This is a genomic window from Streptomyces sp. NPDC002788 (assembly GCF_053592115.1).
Genome location: NZ_JBSFVB010000008.1, coordinates 200,680 through 217,136, shown reverse-complemented (window position 1 = coordinate 217,136; position 16,457 = coordinate 200,680). Strand labels below are relative to the sequence as shown.

The following is a 16,457-nucleotide window of genomic DNA, read 5'->3' as shown; positions in this document are numbered from 1 at the left end:
AGAATTGAGCACGTGATCTCCCGAATCGATCTGCGCGGCGATGCCCTTCCCGAGGGTGCCGCCCTGCGCGACCTGCTGCCCCGAGCCGAGTTCGACGTAGCGGCCGCCCTGGAGAAGGTGCGTCCGATCTGCGAGGACGTGCATCATCGGGGCGACGCGGCACTGATCGATTTCGCCGAGCGGTTCGACGGGGTCCGGCTCGACCAGGTGCGGGTCCCGGCCGCCGCGCTCACACGCGCGCTTCAGGAGCTCGACCCGGCCGTGCGCGCGGCCCTGGAGGAGTCCATCCGGCGCGCCCGGATCGTCCACCGCGAGCAGCGCCGCTCCACGCGCACGACCCAGGTCGTGCCCGGCGGTTCCGTGACCGAGAAGTGGGTTCCGGTCGAGCGCGTCGGGCTCTACGCGCCCGGCGGCCGGTCCGTGTACCCGTCGTCCGTGATCATGAACGTGGTGCCCGCGCAGGAGGCCGGCGTCGGGTCCATCGCGCTCGCCTCGCCCGCGCAGGCCGAGTTCGGCGGCCTGCCGCACCCGACGATCCTCGCCGCCTGCGCGCTGCTCGGCGTCGACGAGGTCTACGCCGCCGGTGGTGCCACGGCCGTCGCGATGTTCGCCCACGGCACGCAGTCCTGCCCGTCCGCGAACATGGTCACCGGCCCCGGCAACATCTGGGTCGCCGCCGCCAAGCGCTACTTCACCGGCAAGATCGGCATCGACGCCGAGGCCGGCCCGACCGAGATCGCGGTCCTCGCCGACGAGACGGCCGACCCGGTGCACGTCGCCGCCGACCTCATCAGCCAGGCCGAGCACGACCCGCTGGCCGCCGCCGTCCTGGTCACCGACTCCGCCGACCTCGCGGACGCCGTGGAGAAGGAGCTGGAGCCGCAGGTCGCGGCCACCAGGCACGTCGACGACCGGATCCTCCCGGCCCTGTCCGGCAAGCAGTCCGCGATCGTGCTGGTCGACGGCATCGACGAGGGCCTGAGGGTGGTCGACGCGTACGGCGCCGAGCACCTGGAGATCCAGACGGCTCAGGCCGCCCAGGTCGCGGACCGCGTCAAGAACGCCGGCGCGATCTTCATCGGCCCCTGGGCCCCGGTGTCGCTCGGCGACTACGCGGCCGGCTCCAACCACGTCCTGCCCACCGGCGGCTGCGCCTGCCACTCCTCGGGCCTGTCCGTCCAGTCCTTCCTGCGCGGCATCCACATCGTCGACTACACGCAGGACGCGCTGGCCGAGGTCGCGCCCCACGTGGTGACGCTGGCGGAGGCGGAGGACCTGCCCGCGCACGGCGCGGCGATCAAGGCGAGGTTCGGCTGGAAGGTGCCCGAGAGCAAGTGAGCGACGTACGTATCGACGATCTCCCCGTACGGGACGAGCTGCGCGGCAAGTCCCCCTACGGCGCGCCCCAGCTGGACGTCCCCGTACGGCTGAACACCAACGAGAACCCCTACCCGCTGCCCGAGCCACTGGTCGAGCGGATCGCCGAGCGGGTCCGTGAGGCGGCCCGCACCCTCAACCGCTACCCGGACCGGGACGCGGTCGAACTGCGCACGCAGCTGGCCAGGTACCTGACGGACACGTCCGGCCACCAGGTCGGCGTGGCCAACGTGTGGGCGGCCAACGGCTCCAACGAGGTCATCCAGCAGCTGCTGCAGACCTTCGGCGGGCCGGGCCGTACGGCGATCGGCTTCGAACCGTCGTACTCGATGCACGGGCTCATCGCCCGCGGCACCGGCACGGGCTGGATCTCCGGTCCGCGCCACGACGACTTCACGATCGATGTGGCCGCCGCCGAGAAGGCCATCGCCGAGAACCGGCCCGAGGTCGTCTTCATCACCACCCCCAACAACCCCACCGGCACCGCCGTCCCGCCCGAGACGGTGCTGGCGCTGTACGAGGCCGCGCAGGGTGCGAAGCCGTCGATGGTGATCGTGGACGAGGCGTACATCGAGTTCAGCCACGGCGACTCGCTGCTGCCGCTGCTCGACGGGCGCCCGAACCTCGTCGTCTCCCGCACGATGTCGAAGGCGTTCGGCGCGGCGGGCCTGCGCCTGGGCTACCTCGCCGCGCACCCGGCCGTCGTGGACGCCGTCCAGCTGGTCCGGCTGCCGTACCACCTGTCGGCCGTCACCCAGGCGACCGCCCTGGCCGCCCTGGAGCACACCGGCACGCTGCTGGGCTACGTCGAGCAGCTCAAGGCCGAGCGGGACCGCCTGGTCACCGAGCTGCGCGCGATCGGCTACGACGTGACCGCGTCCGACGCGAACTTCGTGCAGTTCGGCCGGTTCGAGGACTCACACCAGGTCTGGCAGAGGATCCTCGACCGGGGCGTCCTGGTGCGGGACAACGGCGTGCCCGGCTGGCTGCGGGTCACCGCGGGAACCCCCGAAGAGAACGACGCGTTCCTCGACGCGGTACGTGCACTGAAGAAGGAGCAGAGTTCATGACTCGCGTCGGCAGAATCGAGCGGACGACCAAGGAGACCTCGGTCCTGGTCGAGATCGACCTCGACGGCACCGGGAAGACGGAGATCTCCACCGGCGTCGGCTTCTACGACCACATGCTCGACCAGCTCGGCCGGCACGGTCTGTTCGACCTGACGGTGAAGACCGAGGGCGATCTGCACATCGACTCGCACCACACCATCGAGGACACCGCCCTCGCCCTGGGCGCCGCCTTCAAGCAGGCCCTCGGCGACAAGGTGGGCATCTACCGCTTCGGCAACTGCACGGTCCCGCTGGACGAGTCGCTCGCCCAGGTCACCGTCGACCTGTCCGGCCGCCCGTACCTCGTGCACACCGAGCCCGAGAAGATGGCGCCGATGATCGGCGAGTACGACACCACCATGACCCGGCACATCCTGGAGTCCTTCGTGGCCCAGGCGCAGATCGCGCTGCACGTGCACGTGCCCTACGGGCGCAACGCGCACCACATCGTGGAGTGCCAGTTCAAGGCACTGGCCCGGGCCCTGCGCTACGCGTCCGAGCGCGACCCGCGCGCGGCCGGCATCCTCCCCTCCACGAAGGGCGCCCTGTGAACGGCACCTCGACCCTCTTGATCGTCGTCGGCCTGTTCCTCGTCGGCGGGATCTACTCCTTCGTCAAGCAGAAGATGCCCAAGGGCCTGATCGTGCTGCTCTCGATCGGCGCCGCGATGTGCCTGGCGGCCGGTGTCGTGCGGCTGGAGGTGTGGAATTGAGCGCGCCGCGGAAGAAGGTGGTCGTCTTCGACTACGGCTTCGGCAACGTCCGTTCCGCCGAGCGCGCCCTCGCGCGCGCGGGAGCCGATGTCGAGATCACGCGTGACTACGACCAGGCCATGAACGCCGACGGACTGCTCGTGCCGGGCGTGGGCGCCTTCGCCTCCTGCATGAAGGGCCTGCGCGAGGCGCGCGGTGACTGGATCGTCGACCGCAGGCTGTCCGGCGGCCGCCCGGTGATGGGCATCTGCGTCGGCATGCAGATCCTCTTCGCGCGAGGCATCGAGCACGGCGTGGAGAGCGAGGGCCTCGACGAGTGGCCCGGCTCGGTCGAGCCGCTGCAGGCCGACATCGTGCCCCACATGGGCTGGAACACCGTGGACGCGGCGGCCGGCTCGCAGCTGTTCGCCGGTCTGGACGCGGACGCGCGCTTCTATTTCGTACACTCCTACGCCGTCCACGACTGGTCGCTTCAGACGCACAACCCGGCGATGGAGCCCCCCAAGGTCACCTGGTCCACGCACGGCAAGCCGTTCGTCGCGGCCGTCGAGAACGGCGCCCTGTGGGCCACGCAGTTCCACCCCGAGAAGTCCGGCGACGCCGGAGCCCAGCTGCTGAACAACTGGATCGGAACCCTCTGATGCCCCCCTCGATGTCTTCCGTGAAGCTCGAACTCCTCCCCGCCGTCGACGTCCGTGACGGCCAGGCGGTCCGCCTGGTGCACGGCGAGTCCGGTACGGAGACCTCCTACGGCTCCCCGCTGGAGGCCGCCCTCGCCTGGCAGCGTTCCGGCGCCGAGTGGCTGCACCTTGTCGACCTGGACGCCGCGTTCGGCACGGGGGACAACCGCGAGCTGATCGCCGAGGTCGCGAAGGCGATGGACATCAAGGTGGAGCTGTCCGGCGGCATCCGCGACGACGACACCCTCGCCGCCGCCCTCGCCGCCGGCTGCACGCGCGTGAACCTGGGCACGGCCGCCCTGGAGACCCCCGACTGGGTCGCCAAGGTCATCGCGGAGCACGGCGACAAGATCGCGGTGGGCCTGGATGTCCGGGGCACCACGCTGCGCGGCCGGGGCTGGACCCGCGACGGCGGCGACCTCTACGAGACGCTGGAGCGCCTGAACAAGGAGGGCTGCGCGCGGTACGTCGTCACCGACATCGCGAAGGACGGCACGCTGCAGGGCCCGAACCTGGAGCTGCTGAAGAACGTCTGCGCGGCCACCGACCGCCCCGTCGTGGCCTCCGGCGGCGTGTCGTCGCTGGACGACCTGCGCGCGATCGCCGAGCTGGTCCCGGTCGGTGTCGAGGGCGCGATCGTAGGGAAGGCGCTGTACGCGAAGGCGTTCACCCTGGAAGAAGCCTTGGAGGCTGTGTCGTCATGAGGTCCGAAGCCGTGCGGCGGGTGCAGAGCGGAAGCCCCTGGGAAGAGTCCTTCGGTTTTGCACGCGCCGTGGCGGCGGGCGACCGCGTGCTGGTCGCGGGCACGACCGCCTTCAAGGGCGACGTGCTCTACGGCGACGGCGACCCGTACGAACAGGCCAAGGTGGCGTTCACCACCGCGCTGGAGGCGATCGGCGAGTTCGGGCTCGGAGTCGAGGCCGTGATCCGTACCCGGCTGCATCTGGCGCACGCACGGGACGTCGACGCGGTGGGACGGGCCCACAAGGAGCTGTTCGACACCGTACGTCCGGTCACGACACTGCTGGTCGTGCAGGGCTTCATAGACTCCCGGGTCCTGGTGTCGGTCGAAGTGGAAGCATTCAGAGGGACACTAGAGGAGCACGATTCATGACCCTGGCGGTCCGAGTCATCCCCTGCCTGGACGTGGACAACGGCCGGGTCGTCAAGGGCGTCAACTTCCAGAACCTGCGCGACGCGGGCGACCCCGTCGAGATGGCCAAGGTGTACGACGCCGAGGGCGCCGACGAGCTGACGTTCCTCGACATCACCGCCTCGTCGGGCAATCGCGAGACGACGTACGACGTGGTGCGCCGCACGGCCGAGCAGGTGTTCATCCCGCTCACGGTCGGCGGTGGCGTCCGCATGGCCGAGGACGTGGACAAGCTGCTGCGGGCCGGCGCGGACAAGGTCGGCGTCAACACGGCCGCGATCGCCCGCCCGGAGCTGATCCGCGAGATCGCGGAACGCTTCGGCCGCCAGGTCCTGGTCCTGTCGGTCGACGCCCGCCGCACCGAGTCCGGCTCCTTCGAGGTGACCACCCACGGCGGTCGCCGCGGCACCGGCATCGACGCCGTCGAATGGGCCCACCGGGCCGCCGAGTTGGGCGCGGGCGAGATCCTGCTCAACTCGATGGACGCGGACGGCACGAAGGACGGCTACGACCTGGAGATGATCCGGTCCGTGCGCAAGCACGTCACGGTCCCCGTCATCGCCTCGGGTGGCGCCGGCAAATTGGCCGACTTCCCGCCTGCCATCGAGGCGGGCGCGGACGCGGTCCTGGCCGCGTCGGTCTTCCACTTCGGGGATCTGCGGATCGGCGAGGTGAAGCACACCCTCCGGGAGAGCGGCCATCCGGTGAGGTGACACCGCCGTTCCGAGCCCCGGCCGCGTGGTGCGGCCGGGGCTCTCTCGTCCCCGGATACACAAGAGAAATTGCGCAAAAATAATTGCGCAAGTTTCCTTTTCTGTCTAGGGTCGAGGGCATGGAAAGCAAGGAGAGAGACCGTCGGATCACCGACTTGGGCACCCTCAAGGCGCTGGCCCATCCGCTCCGGATGCAGCTCATGCGGCAGTTGACCATCGCGCGGGTCGCGACGGCCTCACAACTGGCCGAGCAGGTCGACGAGGCCGTCTCGCTGATCAGTTACCACCTGCGCAAGCTCGCCGAACACGGGCTGATCGAGGAGGCCGAGCCGCAGAGCGCGGACGGGCGGGAGCGGTGGTGGCAGCCGGCCTCCGACGGCTTGAGCATCCACGACGAGGACTTCCGGGACGCCCCCGAGAAGGCCGCGGCGCACACGGCCGCCAGCCGCCTCTTCTTCGAGCAGCACGCCGACCTGTACCGGCGCCACCTGGACGAACGCGCCCACTGGGGCCCCCAGTGGAGCACCGCCGCCGAATCCTCCGAGTCCCTCCTGCGGCTGACGGCGGCCGAACTCGCCGAACTCACCGGCGAGTTGCGGGCCCTGGCACACAGGTACCAGGAAAGGGGACGCGCCGCCGAGGCGGCCGGGGACACCGAGGGGCGCGAGAACGTCGCCCTGCACACCTATGCCTTCCCGTTCCGTGCCTGACACCGTCGCCGCCGCCCGGCCCGCGCACCACGACCCCAACGTGCTGCGCTGGCTGGGGGCGTACACGTCGTCGGCGGTCGGGGACACCGTCTACTACGTCGCCCTGTCCTGGGCGGCCGTGCAGCACGGGACACCGGCCCAGGCCGGGGTGGTGACGGCGGTGAGCGCCGTGCCCCGGGCCCTGCTGATGCTGGGCGGGGGAGTGGTCACCGACCGGTACGGGCCGCGCCCGGTGGTCCTCGGCAGCAGTGCCGTGCGCTGTCTGCTCGTCGTGGTCGCGGCCGGGATGCTGCTGGTGACCAGCCCGGGGCTGTGGGCGCTGGGTGCGGTGGCCCTGCTCTTCGGGATCGTCGACGCGGTGTTCCTGCCCGCCGCCGGCGCACTGCCCGCGCGAATCACCGGCCGGGACCAGCTCGCCCGCGTCCACGGCATGCGCGGCCTGGCCACCCGCCTCGCCACCGTCCTCGGCGGCCCGCTCGGCGGCTCGGGCATCGCGCTCGGCGGCACGGCAGGGGCGTTCGGGCTGGCGGCGGTCCTGATCGGTATCTCGTTGCCGGTGCTGTGGGCGGTACGGGTCGGTGGACCGGTGCTCGACGAGGAGCACCAACCCGCCCCCGGCGAGGACCGCCCGCGCCGTACCGCTCTGGCGGACCTGCGCGACGGACTGCGCCACATCGCCCACGACCGTGTCCTGCGTCCTCTGGTCATCGCCATGGCCTTGGCCGATCTGGGTTTCGTCGGGCCGATGAATCTGGGGCTGACCCTGCTGGCGCGGGAGCGGGGGTGGGGGTCCGCCGGGATGGGGTGGGTGCTGGCCGGGTTCGGGGTCGGCGCCGGGGGCGCGTCGCTGCTGCTCGCACTGCGCGGGCGGGTGCCCCGGGCCGGGCTGGTCATGGCCGCGGGGGAGCTCATCGGCTGCCTGGCGATCGCCGCGCTGGCGCACACGCCGTCCGTGCCGGCGGCGAGCGCCGTGGGTCTGGTCATCGGCCTGGCGGCAGGGCTCGGCGGTGCCCTGAGAGGGGCGCTGCTCCAGGTCGGGGCCGGACCGGCCTACGTGGGCCGGGTCACCGCCGTCTCCACCCTGGTCGGCTTCGGTATCGCCCCGCTCGCCTTCCCGCTGGTCGGCGCTGCCGTCGAGCGCTGGTCGGCGGGCCCGGTCTTCGCGGTGTGCGCGGCGATCTGCGCCCTGGGTGTTCTTCTCACGCTGTGCTCGGCGCCCCTGCGCCGCGCCGAGCTCCCGCGCTGACCGTCCGCCGGCTCCGGCGGCGGCTCTCTCAGGGGTCCTTGCACGGTGCCCGCCCGGGTCGCGCGGCCTGGCACCGCGCCTCGCCGCGTTGCCTAAGTGCCCAGGCAGCTCCGCTGCCTGGGCACTTAGGCGCCTTGCGCTGCACGGCACCGGACCACGCGACCTGATCGGACGCTCATAGTGCAAGGGCCCCTCAGATCCCGAGCTGCTTCGTCTCGTGCAGCTTCGCGATCGCGCTCTCTTCGCCGTCCAGGTCGACCTTGGCCGCGCTCTGGCGGCCGTAGGAGAACAGGACCAGTTCGGAGGGTTCGCCGGTCACCGTGACCACCGGGGTGCCGCGGTGGGCGACCGCTGTCCGGCCGTCGGGGCGCCGCAGGACCAGGCCCGTCGGGACGCCGCGGCCGATCAGGCGCGCGGTGCGCTCCAGGCGAGACCACAGGGCGTCCTGGAAGACCGGGTCGAGCTCGCGCGGGGACCAGTCGGGCTGGGCGCGGCGGACGTCTTCGGCGTGGACGTAGAACTCGACGATGTTCGACGCCTCGTCGACCGGCTTGAGGGAGAAGGGCGAGAAGCGCGGCGGGCCCGTACGGATCAGCTGGACCAGCTCCTCGTACGGCTTGTCGGTGTACTCCGCCATCACCCGGTCCAGGCGCGGTGCGAGCTGTTTGATCAGTATCCCGCCTGCGGCGTCCGGGCGGCGCTCGCGCACGACGACGTGCGCGGCGAGGTCCCGGGTGGTCCAGCTCTCGCACAGGGTGGGCGCGTCCGGGCCCGCGGTCTCCAACAGGTCGGCGAGGAGAAGTCGTTCACGCTTGGCATGGGTCGACATGCGGCCAGCCTACGACCAGCCCCCCGGTCAGCCCAGCAGACGTGCCGTTCCCGGCCGACGGGCGGTCCGCACCGTGGACATTCCACCTGGCCGGTCAGCGGCGCGCGGCACAATGGTCGGCATGACCAGCACGCCCGCCCGTCGCCCGGCCACCGCCCCTCACGGAGGCGCTTCGCGCCACAGCGCTCCATCCGGCCGCCTCGACCCGGAGATCGCCGCGCGCCTCAAGCGCAGCGCTGACGGCCTCCTGCCCGCCATCGCCCAGCAGTACGACACCGGAGAGGTGCTCATGCTCGGCTGGATGGACGACGAGGCGCTGCATCGCACCCTGACCACCGGCCGGTGCACGTACTGGTCGCGCAGCCGCCAGGAGTACTGGGTCAAGGGCGACACCTCGGGCCACTTCCAGTGGGTGAAGTCCGTCGCCCTGGACTGCGACGCCGACACCGTGCTCGTCAAGGTCGACCAGGTCGGGGCCGCCTGCCACACCGGCGCCCGCACCTGTTTCTACGAGGACGTGCTCCTCAAGGACGGCGGCTCCGACCGCCCCGCCCCGGATCAGTAAGGTCAGCGGCCATGGACCTCGAGACGTTCCGCAAGCTCGCCACCGACCGGCGGGTCATCCCGGTCACCCGCAAGCTCCTCGCCGACGGCGACACCCCGGTCGCGCTCTACCGCAAGCTCGCCGCCGAGCGCCCCGGCACCTTCCTCCTGGAGTCCGCGGAGAACGGCCGCTCCTGGTCCCGGTACTCGTTCGTCGGCGTCCGCAGCGCCGCCACGCTGACCGCGCGCGACGGGCAGGCTCACTGGCTCGGCGCCCCGCCCGTCGGCGTCCCCACCGACGGGGACCCCCTCGCCGCGCTGCGCGCCACCATCGAGACCCTGCACACCCCCCACCAGGAGGGCCTGCCGCCCTTCACCGGCGGCATGGTCGGCTACCTCGGCTACGACATCGTCCGCCGCCTGGAGAAGATCGGCCCCGGCGAGCGCGACGACCTGAAGCTCCCCGAGCTGACCATGCTCCTCACCAGCGACCTCGCCGTCATGGACCACTGGGAGGGCTCGGTCCTGCTGATCGCCAACGCGATCAACCACAACGACCTGGAGACGGGCGTCGACGAGGCCTACGCCGACGCCGTGGCCCGGCTCGACGCCATGCAGGCCGACCTCTCCCGCGCGGTCGCCCAGCCCCCGGCCGTGCTGCCGCCGTCCGAGCTCCCCGAGTACACCGCGCTGTGGGGCGGCCCCGACTTCCAGGAGGCCGTCGAGGACATCAAGGAGCGCATCCGGGCCGGCGAGGCCTTCCAGGTGGTCCCCTCCCAACGCTTCGAGACCCCGTGCACGGCGAGCGCGCTCGACGTCTACCGGGTCCTGAGGGCCACCAACCCGTCGCCGTACATGTACCTCTTCCGCTTCGACGGCTTCGACGTCGTCGGCTCGTCCCCAGAAGCCCTGGTCAAGGTCGAGGACGGCAGGGCCATGGTCCACCCCATCGCCGGCACCCGCTGGCGCGGCGCCACCCCGCAGGAGGACCAGGCCCTCGCCGAGGAACTCCTCGCCGACCCCAAGGAGCGCGCCGAGCACCTCATGCTCGTGGACCTGGGCCGCAACGACCTGGGGCGGGTCTGCGAACCCGGTTCCGTCGAGGTGGTCGACTTCATGTCGGTCGAGCGGTACTCGCACGTCATGCACATCGTCTCGACGGTGACGGGCCGCGTCGCCCCGGGCCGCACCGCCTTCGACGTCCTCACCGCCTGCTTCCCGGCCGGCACCCTCTCCGGTGCCCCGAAGCCCCGCGCCATGCAGATCATCGACGAACTCGAACCGTCCCGGCGCGGGCTGTACGGCGGCTGCGTCGGCTACCTCGACTTCGCCGGCGACTCCGACACCGCCATCGCCATCCGCACCGCCCTGCTGCGCGACGGCACCGCGTACGTACAGGCCGGCGCGGGCATCGTCGCCGACTCCGACCCGGTCGCCGAGGACACCGAGTGCCGCAACAAGGCGGCGGCGGTGCTGCGGGCCGTGCACACCGCGAACCGGCTGGGAAAGGCCTGAGATGAACCCCGGGTGACGGTTCGCCCGGGGTTCAGGCGATAGTGGGGTACGTGACTGCTGTACCGCACCCCCCTGCCCAAGCCGCCGGATCCGCCCGCGCCGGCCGACTGAGCCTCGCCGTCGCGTTGCTGTGCGGCGCGCTCGGCGCGGCCGTGGCGCTGCTCGCCACCCGGCAGCGATGGTCGGAGGGCACCGCGACGGTGGCCGGTGGCGCCTTCCCCCTGACCGCCAAGGGCAGCGACGTCACGGGTGTTCCCGCGGCGCTCGCCGTCGTGGGCCTCGCCGCGCTCGTCGCCGTCTTCGCCGTCCGCCGCGCCGGCCGCTTCGTCGTCGCCGCGCTGCTCGCGCTCTCCGGCGCCGGCATCGTCGCGGCCGCCCTGCTCGGCGCTTCCGACAGCTCCGCGCTCGACGAGCAGGCCGCGCAGGCCTCCGGCGACACCTCGGCCTCCGTCGACGCCCTCAGCCACACCGCCTGGCCGTACGTGGCGGCCGTCGGCGGCGTCCTGATCCTCCTGGCGGGACTGCTCGCCCTGCGCTACGGCCGGCTGTGGCCCGCGATGTCCGGCCGCTACGAGCGGAGCGGCACGCCCCAGCCGCGCCGCAAGGCCCCCGCCGTCGACCCCGACCGGCCCGAGGACCTGTGGAAGGCACTCGACCGGGGCGAGGACCCGACCGGGGCCTGAGCCGTCGGGGGTGCGGAGCCGTCGGGGGTGCTGAGCCGTACGGGGGAGCGCCGAAGAACCCCAGGCGTACCCCCGCTCACCCCGCACGCGAGCGTGCGGGACAATGGCCTCGAGCGTCCTGCTCAGACACGTACACAGCAACGAGGAGCAAGCAATGGCGGGCAGCAGCCACGGTCACACCCCGGCCGCCTGGACCGGTGTCATCATCGCCTTCATCGGTTTCTGCGTCGCGGGCGCGTTCATGGTGATGGACCAGCCGCTGGGCTTCTGGGCGGGCATGGTGGTCGTGCTCCTCGGCGGTGTCGTCGGCGGCATCATGCGGATGATGGGCCTCGGCCAGCCGAAGGACCTGCACAAGCCGCACGCGATGACGGGCGACCGCGAGCCGGCGCGCGCCGAGGGCTGATTCCGGGCGCACATCGCGTCGTCGCACGAGGGGCGGCCCGCACTCGAGTGCCGGAGCCGCCCCTCGGGCGCGCGCGGTGCACAATGCATACCGTGAACGCCGACAGCCGAAGGGTGACGCGCAGCGTCCCCGGCCGCCTGGCCGTCCCCGCCGGGGTGCTCGCGGCCGTCGCCGCCGCCTTCGCCTACGTGGGCGCGGTCGACCCCAACGAACCCGGCCACTACCCCGTCTGCCCGCTGCTGCACTACACGGGCCTGTACTGCCCCGGCTGCGGTGGTCTGCGCAGCGCGCACGCGTTCGTGCACGGCGACCTCCTCGCGGCCCTGCACGACAACGCGCTCGCCGTCCTCGGCTATCTGGCCTTCGCCGTGCTGTGGACCGTATGGGTGGTCCACGCCGTCCGCGGCCGCCCGCTGCGGATGGACCCCCGGCCGCAGCTGGTGTGGAGCCTGGGGGCGTTGCTGCTGGTCTTCACGGTTGTCCGGAACCTGCCCTTCGGTGGTTGGCTCCATCCTTGATCAACCGGCGGATGTCCAGGTAGTGGGACCGGCGTCAGCCGGATGCGAGGCCTTCGCCCCGCTCCGGATACCATCGCAGTGACCATCTGTTCCCACTGTTCGCTGGAACTGTCAACCGTCTGGAAGGGGGCCGCTCGCGTGAGTGTGCTCGACGAGATCATCGACGGAGTCCGTGCCGACCTCGCGGAGCGGCAGGCGCGCGTCAGCCTCGACGAGCTCAAGGAGCGCGCGGCGAAGGCTCCCGCGGCCAAGGACGGCGCGGCCGCACTGCGCGGCGACGGCGTCAAGGTCATCTGCGAGGTCAAGCGCTCCAGCCCGTCCAAGGGCGCCCTGGCCGCGATCGCCGACCCGGCGGGCCTGGCCGCGGACTACGAGGCGGGCGGCGCTGCCGTCATCTCCGTCCTCACCGAACAGCGCCGCTTCGGCGGCTCGCTCGCCGACCTGGAAGCGGTCCGCGCCCGTGTGGACATCCCGGTCCTGCGCAAGGACTTCATCGTCACCTCGTACCAGCTGTGGGAGGCCCGCGCCTTCGGCGCCGATGTCGTCCTGCTGATCGTCGCGGCCCTCGACCAGCCCGCGCTGGAGTCCCTCATCGAGCGCGCCGAGTCGATCGGGCTCACGCCGCTCGTCGAGGTGCACGACGAGGACGAGGTGGAGCGCGCGGTCGACGCCGGCGCCCGCGTGATCGGCGTCAACGCGCGCAACCTCAAGACCCTCGAGGTGGACCGCGGCACCTTCGAGCGCGTGGCACCGGAGATCCCCGACCACATCATCAAGATCGCCGAGTCCGGTGTCCGCGGCCCGCACGACCTCATCGCCTACGCCAACGCCGGCGCCGACGCGGTCCTGGTCGGCGAGTCCCTCGTCACCGGCAAGGACCCCAGGACGGCGGTCTCCGACCTGGTGGCGGCAGGCGAACATCCCGCTCTCCGGCACGGCCGGAACTGATCTCCCGCTAGGCTTGCCCCGATGACCCTCACCATGACGACCGCCGACCGGTACGCCCGCCTCGCGCGCGGCTGCCGCCCCCGCGGCTGCCGAGCCCCCGCGCGCCGCGTTCACGGCCGCCGGGTCCGCTACGTCATCGGTGACGAGCCGGGCCAGGTGAACGGCATGCGATGGCGACAGCGCCCCTCCTTCAGGGGCGCGGGGCAGTTCCGACACACGCGGCTCCGCCGTGTGGGCGCGACCGGCAACTGACGGTCCGCAGCCAACAGTCGATCCCCGCCCCCACGGCGATCAGTGTCCGTCCACACTCACCGTGAGGTTTCCGCATGCCCAGCCAGTTCTTCATCCCCGACCCCGAGGGTCGAACCCCCAGTCCCGAAGGCTACTTCGGGGCCTTTGGCGGCAAGTTCATCCCGGAGGCCCTCGTCGCCGCGGTCGACGAGGTGGCCGTCGAGTACGACAAGGCCAAGCACGACCCGGAGTTCGCCAGGGAGCTCGACGCCCTCCTGGTCGACTACACCGGCCGCCCGTCGGCGCTCACGGAGGTCCCGCGGTTCGCCGAGCACGCCGGCGGTGCCCGTGTGTTCCTCAAGCGCGAGGACCTCAACCACACCGGCTCTCACAAGATCAACAACGTTCTCGGCCAGGCCCTGCTCACCAAGCGCATGGGCAAGACCCGCGTCATCGCCGAGACGGGCGCCGGCCAGCACGGCGTCGCCACGGCCACGGCCTGCGCGCTCTTCGGCCTCGAGTGCACGATCTACATGGGCGAGATCGACACCCGGCGCCAGGCCCTGAACGTGGCCCGCATGCGCATGCTCGGTGCCGAGGTCATCGCCGTGAAGTCCGGCAGCCGCACGCTGAAGGACGCCATCAACGAGGCGTTCCGCGACTGGGTCGCCAACGTCGACCACACCCACTACCTCTTCGGCACCGTCGCCGGACCCCACCCCTTCCCGGCCATGGTCCGCGACTTCCACCGGGTCATCGGGGTCGAGGCCCGCAGCCAGCTCCTGGAGCGCGCCGGCCGCCTGCCCGACGCGGCCGTCGCCTGCGTCGGCGGCGGCTCCAACGCCATCGGTCTCTTCCACGCCTTCATCCCCGACGAGTCCGTCCGCCTCATCGGCTGCGAGCCGGCCGGCCACGGGGTCGAAACCGGCGAGCACGCCGCGACCCTGACCGCCGGCGAGCCCGGCATCCTGCACGGCTCGCGCTCCTACGTCCTGCAGGACGACGAGGGCCAGATCACCGAGCCGTACTCGATCTCGGCCGGCCTGGACTACCCGGGCATCGGCCCGGAGCACTCCTACCTCAAGGACTCCGGCCGCGGCGAGTACCGCGCGGTCACCGACGACGCGGCCATGCAGGCCCTGCGCCTGCTGTCCCGCACCGAGGGCATCATCCCGGCCATCGAGAGCGCCCACGCGCTCGCGGGCGCCCTGGAGGTCGGCAAGGAGCTGGGCGAGGACGGGCTGATCGTGGTCAACCTGTCCGGCCGCGGCGACAAGGACATGGACACCGCCGCCCGCTACTTCGGCCTCTACGACACCGACGCCGAGGTCGCCGCCGACGCGGACACCGACACCGCCGAGATCGAGGGGGACGCCAAGTGAGCGGGAACATTCAGCTGTTGAGCGACACCCTCGCCGCGTCGAAGTCCGAAGGGCGTTCCGCGCTCATCGCCTACCTGCCGGCCGGGTTCCCGACCGTGGACGGCGGCATCGAGGCGATCAAGGCCGTCATCGACGGCGGCGCCGACATCGTCGAGGTGGGCCTGCCGCACAGCGACCCCGTCCTCGACGGCCCCGTCATCCAGACCGCCGACGACATCGCCCTGCGCGGCGGCGTGAGGATCGCCGACGTGATGCGCACGGTCCGCGAGGCCCACCAGGCCACCGGCAAGCCCATCCTGGTCATGACGTACTGGAACCCCATCGACCGCTACGGCGTCGAGCGGTTCACCGCCGAGCTGGCCGAGGCGGGCGGCGCCGGGTGCATCCTGCCCGACCTGCCCGTGCAGGAGTCGGCGCTGTGGAGGGAGCACGCGGAGAAGCACGGCCTCGCCACCGTCTTCGTCGTCGCCCCCAGCAGCAAGGACGAGCGGCTCGCCCAGATCACCGCGGCGGGCAGCGGCTTCGTCTACGCCGCCTCCCTCATGGGCGTCACCGGCACCCGCGCCACCGTCAGCTCCCAAGCCCAGGACCTGGTGGAACGCACCCGGGCCACCGGCACGGACCTGCCGGTCTGCGTCGGGCTCGGCGTCTCCAACGCCACCCAGGCCGCCGAGGTCGCCGGCTTCGCCGACGGCGTGATCGTCGGCTCGGCCTTCGTCAAGGCGATGCTGGACGCCCCGGACGGCGCGGCCGGTGTCGAGGCCGTGCGCTCGCTCGCGGCCGGCCTCGCGAAGGGCGTGCGCGGACAGGCGTGAGAAAGCCGGAAGCCATGCAGGTCCCTCGTACGGGTGGACCTGGGACCGGGGAGGCGCGGTGCGCCTCCCCGGTTCGTTTCCGGGGTGTGAGCGAGAAGAACCGTGAGGGAAAGCGCACCGCCCGGGAGAAGCTGGCGGTCGAGCGCGAGAAGCAGAAGTCCGCGGACAAGCGCCGGCGCGCGCTGATCGTCGGCGGCGCCGTCGTCGCCGTCCTGGGACTCGCGGCGGTGATCGGCGTCATCGCGGCCAATGCGGGCAAGGACGACAGCGAGGCCTCGGGCCCGGTCGTGGTCCCCTCGGGAGCGCAGGGCAAGGACGGCCTCGCCATCCCGGTCGGCAAGGACAGCGCCAAGTCCACGCTCACGGTGTGGGAGGACTTCCGCTGCCCGGCCTGCAAGTCCTTCGAGACGGCGTACCGGCCGGTGATCCACGAGCTGACGAACGCCGGTCAGCTGAAGGTCGAGTACCACCTGGTCACGCTCATCGACGGCAACATGCGCGGCAGCGGCTCGCGCAACGCGGCCAACGCCGCGGCCTGCGCCCAGGACGCCGGGAAGTTCCCCGCGTACCACGACGTGCTCTTCGACAACCAGCCCCCGGAGGTCGACGACGCCTACGCGGACAGCGACAAGCTGATCGAGCTCGCCGGCAAGGTCGACGGCCTGGACACCCCCGCCTTCCGCGCGTGCGTCGAGGGCGGCACCCACAACGCCTGGGTCGCCAAGTCCCACCAGGCCTTCGACAAGGGCGACTTCTCGGGCACCCCGACCGTCCTGTTCGACGGCAAGAACATCTACCAGGACCGGACGATGACCCCGGCCAAGCTGAAGCAGATGGTGCAGGAGGCGAACAAGGGGTGAGGGACCTTCTCACGGCCCCGTTATGGA

The 16,457-nt window shown here is 71.8% G+C and carries 21 protein-coding genes; 20 read left to right on the top strand and 1 reads right to left on the bottom strand.

The window, feature by feature from the left end; all coding sequences use genetic code 11:
• Positions 1-12: 12 nt before the first annotated feature.
• The 10 genes from hisD to ACWD1U_RS17250 all read left to right on the top strand — a co-directional run bounded on the left by hisD (position 13) and on the right by ACWD1U_RS17250 (position 7,700).
• Entirely contained in the window at positions 13-1,338 is a 1,326-nt protein-coding gene (gene hisD, locus ACWD1U_RS17295) for a histidinol dehydrogenase (RefSeq protein WP_451108307.1), read from the top strand.
• Positions 1,335-2,447 carry a histidinol-phosphate transaminase gene (locus ACWD1U_RS17290; RefSeq protein WP_451108306.1) on the top strand — a complete coding sequence of 371 codons (1,113 nt, stop codon included), beginning with the start codon at positions 1,335-1,337 and terminating at the stop codon, positions 2,445-2,447. Before hisD ends, ACWD1U_RS17290 begins: the two co-directional genes overlap by 4 nt.
• Complete coding sequence (gene hisB / locus ACWD1U_RS17285; protein ID WP_451108304.1) at positions 2,444-3,037, top strand: imidazoleglycerol-phosphate dehydratase HisB; 594 nt, start codon at positions 2,444-2,446, stop codon at positions 3,035-3,037. The genes ACWD1U_RS17290 and hisB overlap by 4 nt, the downstream gene beginning before the upstream one ends.
• The gene (locus ACWD1U_RS17280) at positions 3,034-3,198 is read left to right on the top strand and encodes a hypothetical protein (RefSeq protein WP_003989585.1); all 165 of its coding nucleotides are present in this window, start codon (positions 3,034-3,036) and stop codon (positions 3,196-3,198) included. Before hisB ends, ACWD1U_RS17280 begins: the two co-directional genes overlap by 4 nt.
• On the top strand, positions 3,195-3,839 hold the full coding sequence (gene hisH / locus ACWD1U_RS17275) for an imidazole glycerol phosphate synthase subunit HisH (RefSeq protein WP_451108302.1): 645 nt from the start codon (positions 3,195-3,197) through the stop codon (positions 3,837-3,839). The genes ACWD1U_RS17280 and hisH overlap by 4 nt, the downstream gene beginning before the upstream one ends.
• Positions 3,840-3,850: 11 nt before the next feature.
• Positions 3,851-4,582 carry a bifunctional 1-(5-phosphoribosyl)-5-((5-phosphoribosylamino)methylideneamino)imidazole-4-carboxamide isomerase/phosphoribosylanthranilate isomerase PriA gene (gene priA / locus ACWD1U_RS17270; protein ID WP_451108300.1) on the top strand — a complete coding sequence of 244 codons (732 nt, stop codon included), beginning with the start codon at positions 3,851-3,853 and terminating at the stop codon, positions 4,580-4,582.
• Positions 4,579-4,992 (top strand): RidA family protein, encoded by a 414-nt coding sequence (locus ACWD1U_RS17265; RefSeq protein WP_451108298.1) that lies wholly within the window; start codon positions 4,579-4,581, stop codon positions 4,990-4,992. The genes priA and ACWD1U_RS17265 overlap by 4 nt, the downstream gene beginning before the upstream one ends.
• The gene (hisF, locus tag ACWD1U_RS17260) at positions 4,989-5,744 is read left to right on the top strand and encodes an imidazole glycerol phosphate synthase subunit HisF (protein WP_451108296.1); all 756 of its coding nucleotides are present in this window, start codon (positions 4,989-4,991) and stop codon (positions 5,742-5,744) included. Before ACWD1U_RS17265 ends, hisF begins: the two co-directional genes overlap by 4 nt.
• Positions 5,745-5,863: 119 nt before the next feature.
• On the top strand, positions 5,864-6,454 hold the full coding sequence (locus ACWD1U_RS17255; protein ID WP_451108295.1) for an ArsR/SmtB family transcription factor: 591 nt from the start codon (positions 5,864-5,866) through the stop codon (positions 6,452-6,454).
• A complete protein-coding gene (locus ACWD1U_RS17250; RefSeq protein ID WP_451108293.1) occupies positions 6,432-7,700 on the top strand; it encodes an MFS transporter in 1,269 nt (422 codons plus the stop codon). Before ACWD1U_RS17255 ends, ACWD1U_RS17250 begins: the two co-directional genes overlap by 23 nt.
• 193 nt (positions 7,701-7,893) lie before the next feature.
• Here ACWD1U_RS17250 and ACWD1U_RS17245 read toward each other — a convergent pair whose 3' ends face one another.
• A complete protein-coding gene (locus ACWD1U_RS17245; RefSeq protein WP_451108292.1) occupies positions 7,894-8,529 on the bottom strand; it encodes a TIGR03085 family metal-binding protein in 636 nt (211 codons plus the stop codon).
• A gap of 121 nt (positions 8,530-8,650) precedes the next feature.
• On the opposite strand from ACWD1U_RS17245, the gene hisI reads away from it, so the two are divergent.
• The 10 genes from hisI (at position 8,651) to ACWD1U_RS17195 (ending at position 16,430) form a co-directional block, all read left to right on the top strand.
• On the top strand, positions 8,651-9,094 hold the full coding sequence (gene hisI, locus ACWD1U_RS17240) for a phosphoribosyl-AMP cyclohydrolase (protein ID WP_451108290.1): 444 nt from the start codon (positions 8,651-8,653) through the stop codon (positions 9,092-9,094).
• A gap of 11 nt (positions 9,095-9,105) precedes the next feature.
• The gene (locus ACWD1U_RS17235) at positions 9,106-10,587 is read left to right on the top strand and encodes an anthranilate synthase component I (protein WP_451108289.1); all 1,482 of its coding nucleotides are present in this window, start codon (positions 9,106-9,108) and stop codon (positions 10,585-10,587) included.
• Between the two features lie 41 nt (positions 10,588-10,628).
• Positions 10,629-11,270 carry a TIGR02234 family membrane protein gene (locus ACWD1U_RS17230; RefSeq protein WP_451108287.1) on the top strand — a complete coding sequence of 214 codons (642 nt, stop codon included), beginning with the start codon at positions 10,629-10,631 and terminating at the stop codon, positions 11,268-11,270.
• 154 nt (positions 11,271-11,424) lie between these two features.
• A complete protein-coding gene (locus ACWD1U_RS17225; RefSeq protein ID WP_451108285.1) occupies positions 11,425-11,676 on the top strand; it encodes an HGxxPAAW family protein in 252 nt (83 codons plus the stop codon).
• A gap of 83 nt (positions 11,677-11,759) precedes the next feature.
• The gene (locus ACWD1U_RS17220) at positions 11,760-12,194 is read left to right on the top strand and encodes a DUF2752 domain-containing protein (RefSeq protein WP_451108283.1); all 435 of its coding nucleotides are present in this window, start codon (positions 11,760-11,762) and stop codon (positions 12,192-12,194) included.
• 138 nt (positions 12,195-12,332) lie between these two features.
• Positions 12,333-13,142 (top strand): indole-3-glycerol phosphate synthase TrpC, encoded by an 810-nt coding sequence (gene trpC, locus ACWD1U_RS17215; RefSeq protein ID WP_451108281.1) that lies wholly within the window; start codon positions 12,333-12,335, stop codon positions 13,140-13,142.
• Positions 13,143-13,163: 21 nt separating this feature from the next.
• Positions 13,164-13,394: a tryptophan biosynthesis modulator TrpM gene (gene trpM, locus ACWD1U_RS17210; RefSeq protein ID WP_451108279.1), complete on the top strand. Its 231-nt coding sequence runs from the start codon at positions 13,164-13,166 to the stop codon at positions 13,392-13,394.
• 74 nt (positions 13,395-13,468) lie between these two features.
• A complete protein-coding gene (trpB, locus tag ACWD1U_RS17205) occupies positions 13,469-14,755 on the top strand; it encodes a tryptophan synthase subunit beta (protein WP_451108277.1) in 1,287 nt (428 codons plus the stop codon).
• On the top strand, positions 14,752-15,570 hold the full coding sequence (gene trpA / locus ACWD1U_RS17200; protein ID WP_451108276.1) for a tryptophan synthase subunit alpha: 819 nt from the start codon (positions 14,752-14,754) through the stop codon (positions 15,568-15,570). Before trpB ends, trpA begins: the two co-directional genes overlap by 4 nt.
• A gap of 86 nt (positions 15,571-15,656) precedes the next feature.
• A complete protein-coding gene (locus ACWD1U_RS17195; RefSeq protein ID WP_451108274.1) occupies positions 15,657-16,430 on the top strand; it encodes a DsbA family protein in 774 nt (257 codons plus the stop codon).
• The last annotated feature ends 27 nt before the right edge of the window (positions 16,431-16,457 follow it).

Bases quoted from the DNA above. Each gene is read 5' to 3' on its own strand.
- ACWD1U_RS17225 (WP_451108285.1), top strand. From the start codon at position 11,425: ATGGCGGGCAGCAGCCACGGTCACACCCCGGCCGCCTGGACCGGTGTC.
- ACWD1U_RS17265 (WP_451108298.1), top strand. From the start codon at position 4,579: ATGAGGTCCGAAGCCGTGCGGCGGGTGCAGAGCGGAAGCCCCTGGGAA.
- ACWD1U_RS17245 (WP_451108292.1), bottom strand. From the start codon at position 8,529: ATGTCGACCCATGCCAAGCGTGAACGACTTCTCCTCGCCGACCTGTTG.
- hisI (WP_451108290.1), top strand. From the start codon at position 8,651: ATGACCAGCACGCCCGCCCGTCGCCCGGCCACCGCCCCTCACGGAGGC.
- priA (WP_451108300.1), top strand. From the start codon at position 3,851: ATGTCTTCCGTGAAGCTCGAACTCCTCCCCGCCGTCGACGTCCGTGAC.
- trpM (WP_451108279.1), top strand. From the start codon at position 13,164: ATGACCCTCACCATGACGACCGCCGACCGGTACGCCCGCCTCGCGCGC.
- ACWD1U_RS17255 (WP_451108295.1), top strand. From the start codon at position 5,864: ATGGAAAGCAAGGAGAGAGACCGTCGGATCACCGACTTGGGCACCCTC.
- trpB (WP_451108277.1), top strand. From the start codon at position 13,469: ATGCCCAGCCAGTTCTTCATCCCCGACCCCGAGGGTCGAACCCCCAGT.
- ACWD1U_RS17235 (WP_451108289.1), top strand. From the start codon at position 9,106: ATGGACCTCGAGACGTTCCGCAAGCTCGCCACCGACCGGCGGGTCATC.
- hisB (WP_451108304.1), top strand. From the start codon at position 2,444: ATGACTCGCGTCGGCAGAATCGAGCGGACGACCAAGGAGACCTCGGTC.
- ACWD1U_RS17220 (WP_451108283.1), top strand. From the start codon at position 11,760: ATGCATACCGTGAACGCCGACAGCCGAAGGGTGACGCGCAGCGTCCCC.
- hisF (WP_451108296.1), top strand. From the start codon at position 4,989: ATGACCCTGGCGGTCCGAGTCATCCCCTGCCTGGACGTGGACAACGGC.
- ACWD1U_RS17250 (WP_451108293.1), top strand. From the start codon at position 6,432: ATGCCTTCCCGTTCCGTGCCTGACACCGTCGCCGCCGCCCGGCCCGCG.